Consider the following 6364-nt stretch of genomic DNA (forward strand, 5'->3'; position numbering starts at 1 on the left):
AGCAACGGCACCGCCGTCCCGGCCCGGGCCTGCGCCCGCAACGCGGCCAGATCCAGTTGCACCGGCGCGACCAGCGCGGCATCCACCCGCTGCGCCGCGTCGAGCAGTTCGAGGCCGAACTCGGCCGCCATGGGCTGCACACCCATCCGGCTGAGCCTGGTCAGTTGCGCGGCGTCCAGCTCCCCGGTCATCCCGGTCTCCGCCGCCCACAGACCCCACGCCAGCGACACCGCCGGACGACCCTGCGCCCGCCGCCACGCCGCCAACGCGTCCAACCCGGCATTCGCCGCAGCGTAGTTACCCTGCCCCGCACTCCCGATCAACGCGGCCACCGAAGAGAACAGCACGAACGACTGGAGGTCGGTGCCGGCCGTCAACTCGTCGAGCAGGAGGGCCGCTTCCAGCTTCGGCCGCATCACCCGATCAAGCTGCTCCGGCGTCATCGACTCCAGCAGCCCGTCGTCCAGGACGCCGGCCGCGTGCACCACGCCCGCCAGCGGAACCTCCAACGATCCGAGGAGAGAAGTCAGTTGCTCCCGGTCGGCCACATCACACGCGGCAACCCGAACGTGGCACCCGGCCGCTTCCAACTCCGCGACCAACTCACCCGCGCCCGGCGCCTCCAGACCCCGCCTCGACGCCAGCACCAGATGCCGCGCACCACCAACGGTGACCAAGTGCCGTGCCACCAGCGCACCCAGACCCCCGGTCCCACCGGTCACCAGTACGGCGTGACCCGGGTCCGCCGGCTGCGGAACCGTGAACACCACCTTGCCGGTGTTACGACCCTCCCGCAGGAACCGGAACGCCTCCGCATACCGGCGGATATCCCAGGTACGGATGGGCGCGTGCGACAACACGCCCCCGTCGAGCATCTCCAGAATCTCACCGAGCATCTGCCCCAGCCGCTCAGGACTCACCTCGAACAAGTCGAACGCCCGGTACTCCACACCCGGATGAGCCTCAGCCACCGCCTGCGGGTCGCGAACATCCGCCTTCCCCATCTCCAGGAACCGCCCACCCCTCGGCAACAACCCGAGCGAGGCGTCGACGAACTCACCCGCCAGCGCGTCCAGCACCACATCCACACCCGCGCCGCCGGTCTCCCGCGCGAACACCTCCGCGAACTCCAGGTCACGCGACGACGCGATCCGCTCGCTCGGCACACCCAGGGCCCGTACGGCATCCCACTTCGCCGGACTCGCCGTCGCATAGACCTCCGCGCCCAGATGAGCGGCGATCTGCACCGCCGCCATCCCGACGCCGCCAGCCGCGGAATGCACCAGGACGCGTTCCCCGGCTTCGAGTCCGGCCAGGTGCACCAGTCCGTAGTAGGCGGTCAGGTAGACCACCGGCACCGCGGCGGCCTGCTCGTACGACCAGCCCTCGGGGATCGGCGCGACCATCCGCCGATCCGCGATCACGACAGGTCCGAAGGTGTCGGCGGTCAGGCCCATCACCCGGTCGCCGGGCGCGAGGTCCGTGACCCCGGGACCGGTCTCCAGGACGGTCCCGGCGGCTTCGCTGCCGAGCGTGGCGTCGCCGGGGTAGAGGCCGAGCGTGATGAGCACGTCGCGGAAGTTGAGTCCCGCGGCCCGCACGGCGATCCGGACCTCGCCCGCGGCCAGCGGGCGGTCGGTGTCGGAGGGGACGAGCGCCAGGCCCTCCAGCGATCCCTTGGTGACCGCTTGCAGCAGCCACGGCCCTTCGGTGGGCGCCGCCGACGCGGTCGCCCGGGCCAGCCTGGGTGCCAGCACCCGCCCGCCGCGCACCGCGACCTGCGCGTCTCCCAGACCGGCGAGCGCGGCCCAGTCCGGCGCCGTTCCTTCGCCGGCACCGCTGCCCGCGTTGTCGGAGCTGTTGGCGGTGTCGCCGGTGTCGCCGGCCGGGTCGAGGTCCACCAGGGCGAACCGTCCCGGGTGCTCCGACTGCGCGCTGCGCACCAGACCCCACGCGGCAGCCGCCGCCACATCCGGCGCCTCCCCACCGGTCGAGACCGCACCCCGCGTCACCAGCACCAACCGCGCACCCGACAACGCATCCGCGGCCAGCCACCCCTGCACCAGCTCCAGCGTCCGCGCCGCCACCGCACGTACCGAACGCGCAACGTCCACCGCGCCGTCGTCCGCCGCGCCGCCCTCGGGCACCGTGCCGGACGGCACCACCGTCACCACCGCGTCCGGCACCGTCGCACCGGCCGCGACCGCGCCGACCAGGGCGTCGAGGTCCGCGAACCGCTCGCCGGCCTCCGTACCCTCCTGCGCACCCGGCACCGCGACCTCACCGAGCACCGCGATGCTCGCCGGGGCAGCGCCGTCCGCGCCCGCGACCTCGGCCCACTCCATCGTGAACAGCGAGCCGTCGGCCGCCCGCGCGGCACCCGCCAACTGCGCCTGGTCCACCGGCCGGGAGGCGAGTTCCCGTACGCAGGCGATCAGCCCGCCGTTCTCGTCGGCGATGTCGATCCGGCTCGCGGACCGTCCGGCCGGGGTGATCCGGACCCGCGCCCGCGACATCCCGCGCTGGTCCAGCCGGACGCCGGACCAGGAGAACGGCAGCTCCACCGCCGACGTCCCGTCCCGGTCGAGCAGCCCGCCGTGCAGCGCGGCGTCGAGCAGGGCCGGGTGAATCCCGAACTCCCGCGCGGACCCGGCTTCCTCGGGGAGGGCGATCTCGGCGTAGACGTCCTGACCGTCGCGCCAGGCCGCCCGCAGCGCCTGGAACGCGGGGCCGTACTCGTACTCGGCGTCGGCCAGCCGCTCGTACAGTCCCTCGACCGGGACCGGTTCGGCGCCCGGCGGCGGCCACTCGGCCGGGAACGCCAGCGCGAGCAGGCCGGTCTCCTCGGCCAGCACACCTCGTGCGTGGCACGTCATCACGTCGTCCGCCGGGGCCGGGCCGTCCTGCTCGGCGGCACGCGACCGGGTGTAGATCGCCACGTCGCGGCGGCCGTCCGGGCCCGGTTCGCCGACCATGACCTGCAACGGCACCGCCTCGTGGACGGGCACCGGCAGCGGGACCTGGAGGACGAGTTCGTCCACCACCGGGCAGCCCACCTGCCGGCCGGCCGCCAGGGCGAGTTCCACCAGTGCCGCGCCCGGTGCGATGACCGCGCCGAGGACGGCGTGGTCCGCGCTCCACGGCTGGACCTCCTGCGACAGCCGCCCGGCGAAGAGCCACTGGCCCTGGTCGCCGACCGGGACCGCGGCGGTGAGCAGCGGGTGGTCGAGCCTGCCCAGCCCGGATACGGCGGGGTCGCCCGCCCCGGTGAGCGAGGACAGCCAGTAGCGCTCGTGCTGGAAGGCGTACGTCGGCAGGGATACGGTCCTGGCACCGGTGCCGGCGTAGTACGCGGCCCAGTCGACCACGACCCCGGCGGCATGAGCCTGGCCGAGGAACCCGGCGAACGCCTCCGGCTCACCCTGACGAGCCCGCAACGCGGGCACCAGCACCGCCTCGCTGTCCACCTCCTCCAAGACCTGACGGGCCAACGCGGTCAACGACCCGTCCGGCCCCAACTCCAGGAAGCGCGTCACCCCGAGCCCGGCCAACGCGGTGATCCCGTCAGCGAAGCGGACCGCCTCCCGCGCATGCCGCACCCAATACGACGGGTCCGCCAACTCACCCGGCACCGTCACCGCACCCGTCAGGTTCGACACCACCGGAATGACCGGCTCAGCAAACCGCAACCCGCCCGCCACCTCCGCGAACTCATCGAGCATCGGCTCCATCAACGCCGAGTGGAACGCATGAGACACCCGCAACCGGGTCGTCTTCACGCCCTCCCACACCGGGAACCGCAGCCACTCCTCCAGCGCCTCCTGCTCACCGGACACCACGACCGCCCGGGCACCGTTCACCGCGGCAATCGACAACCGGTCCTCGAACCCGGCCAACGACTCCCGCACCTGCTCCTCACCAGCCTGCACCGCCGCCATCCCGCCGCCGGCCGGCAGCGCACCCATCAACCTGCCCCGCGCCGCCACCAGCGCGCTCGCGTCCGGCAGGGACAGCACCCCGGCCACATGCGCCGCCGCGATCTCCCCCACCGAATGCCCGACCAGGAAGTCCGGCCGAATCCCCAGCGACTCCGCCAACCGGAACAACGCCACCTCGACCGCGAACAACCCCGCCTGCGTGAACTGCGTCGCGTTCAGCAACCCGGCCTCCGCCGAGCCCTCTTCCGCCGCCAGCACCTGCGACAACGGCCGCTCCAACAGCGGATCAAGCTCCGCGCACACCTCCTCCAGCGCCCGCTTGAACACCGGGAACACCGACGCCAACCCCAAGCCCATCCGCGCCCGCTGCGCCCCCTGACCCGAGAACACGAACGCCGTCTTCCCCGACGCCGCACGTCCCTGGACGATGCCCGCACCCGGCTCACCGACAGAGAGCGCCGACAACCCCGCCAGCAACGACTCCCGATCAGCAGCAGTCACCGCCGCACGATGCTCCAGATGCGCCCGCGTCGTCGCCGCCGAGAACGCCGTATCCAGCACACCCAGCTCCGGCCGCGCCAGCAGATGCTCCCGCAACCGACCGGCCTGCGCCCGCAACGCCACTTCATCCTTCGCCGACACCACCACCGGCACCACGGGCAGCACCACCTCGGGCTGCTGCTCGGGCTCCTCGGCGAGCGCCGGGGCCTCTTCCACGATCACGTGCGCGTTGGTGCCGCTGACGCCGAAGGACGACACGCCCGCACGGCGCACCCGCTCCCCCGCCGGCCAGGGCCGGGCCTCGGTCAGCAGCCTGACCGCGCCCGACTCCCAGTCCACGTGCGGGGACGGCGCGTCCACGTGCAAGGTGGCGGGGAGTTGCTCGTGCCGCAGCGCCTGCACCATCTTGATGACGCCGGCCACGCCGGCCGCCGTCGAGGAGTGGCCGATGTTCGACTTGATCGAGCCCAGCCACAGGGGCTGCCCGGCGTCGCGGCGCTGGCCGTAGGTCGCCAGCAGCGCGTGCGCCTCGATCGGGTCTCCCAGCCGGGTACCCGTGCCGTGGCCCTCGACCGCGTCGACCTGGTCAGGGCGCAGGCCCGCCGAGGCCAACGCGGTCCGGATCACGCGTTCCTGGGCCGGACCGCTCGGCGCGGTCAGCCCGTTCGACGCGCCGTCCTGGTTCACCGCGGTGCCCCGCAGTACCGCCAGCACGTTGTGCCCCAGACGGCGGGCGTCCGACAGGCGCTCCATCACGATCAGGCCGAGGCCGTCGGAGAAGCCGGTCCCGTCGGCGCCTTCCGCGTACGACCGGCACCGGCCGTCGGGTGACAGGCCGCGCTGCCGGGAGAACTCCACCAGCAGGAACGGCCCGGACAGGACCGTCACGCCGCCGGCCAGCGCCATCGAGCACTCACCGGAACGCAGCGCCTGCGCGGCCAGGTGCATCGCCACCAGGGACGACGAGCACGCGGTGTCCACGGAGACCGCGGGACCTTCCAGGCCCAGGCTGTACGCCACCCGGCCCGAGACCACGCTCGTGGTTCCGCCGGTCATCCGGAACCCTTCGAGCTCCGGCCCGCCGCCTCCGGTCATCAGCCCCGAGACGTAGTCGGAGGGGCCGACGCCGCAGAAGACGCCGGTGTCGCTGCCGCGCAGCGAGGCCGGGTCGATCCCGGCGTCCTCCAGCGCCTCCCAGGCACCTTCGAGCAGCAACCGCTGCTGCGGGTCCATCGCCAGCGCCTCGCGCGGGCTGATCCCGAAGAACCCCGCGTCGAAGTCCCCGGCCTCGTCGAGGAACCCGCCGCCGCGCGTGTACACGGTGCCGGCCTGATCGGGGTCCGGGTCGTACAGCCGCTCCAAGTTCCAACCACGGTCACCGGGCAGCTCCGATATCGCGTCCCGACCCGCAGCGACCAGGTCCCACAACTGCTCGGGCGACGACGCGCCACCCGGATACCGGCAGCTCATGCCCACGATCGCCAGCGGCTCGTCCGCATCCGCCCGCCGCCGGGCCGGAACCCGCGCCGCCACCGCCTTCCCGGGGCTCACGCCCGACATCTGCGTCACCAGGAACTTCGCGACCGCCGTCGGCCTCGGGTGGTCGAATATCAGGGTGGCGGGGAGCTTGACTCCGGTCGCCTGGGCCAGCCGGTTGCGCAGTTCGACCGCGGAGAGCGAGTCGAAGCCCAGCTCCTTGAAGGCCCGGCCCGCGTCGACCGCCGACGCCGACGCGTGCCCGAGCACCGCCGCCACCTGCGCCGTCACCACATCGAGCGCCACCCGCTCCCACTGTTCCCGGTCCACCCCGGCCAGCCGGGTCGCGAGGGAACCGCCGCCGCCCGCGCGGGCCGGGCGGCCCGGCGAACGCACCAGCCCGGCCAGCAACGGCACCGCCGTCCCGGCCCGGGCCTGCGCCCGCAACG

At 73.5% G+C, this 6364-nt stretch carries 1 protein-coding gene; it reads right to left on the reverse strand.

Going from position 1 to position 6364, the window contains the following annotated elements:
• Positions 1-6364 (reverse strand): SDR family NAD(P)-dependent oxidoreductase (locus AB0399_RS40115; RefSeq protein ID WP_366414647.1); only part of this gene is annotated, 6364 nt, incomplete at both ends.

The sequence above is a fragment of the Streptomyces sp. NPDC088194 genome (assembly GCF_040702025.1).
GTDB lineage: Bacteria > Actinomycetota > Actinomycetes > Streptomycetales > Streptomycetaceae > Actinacidiphila.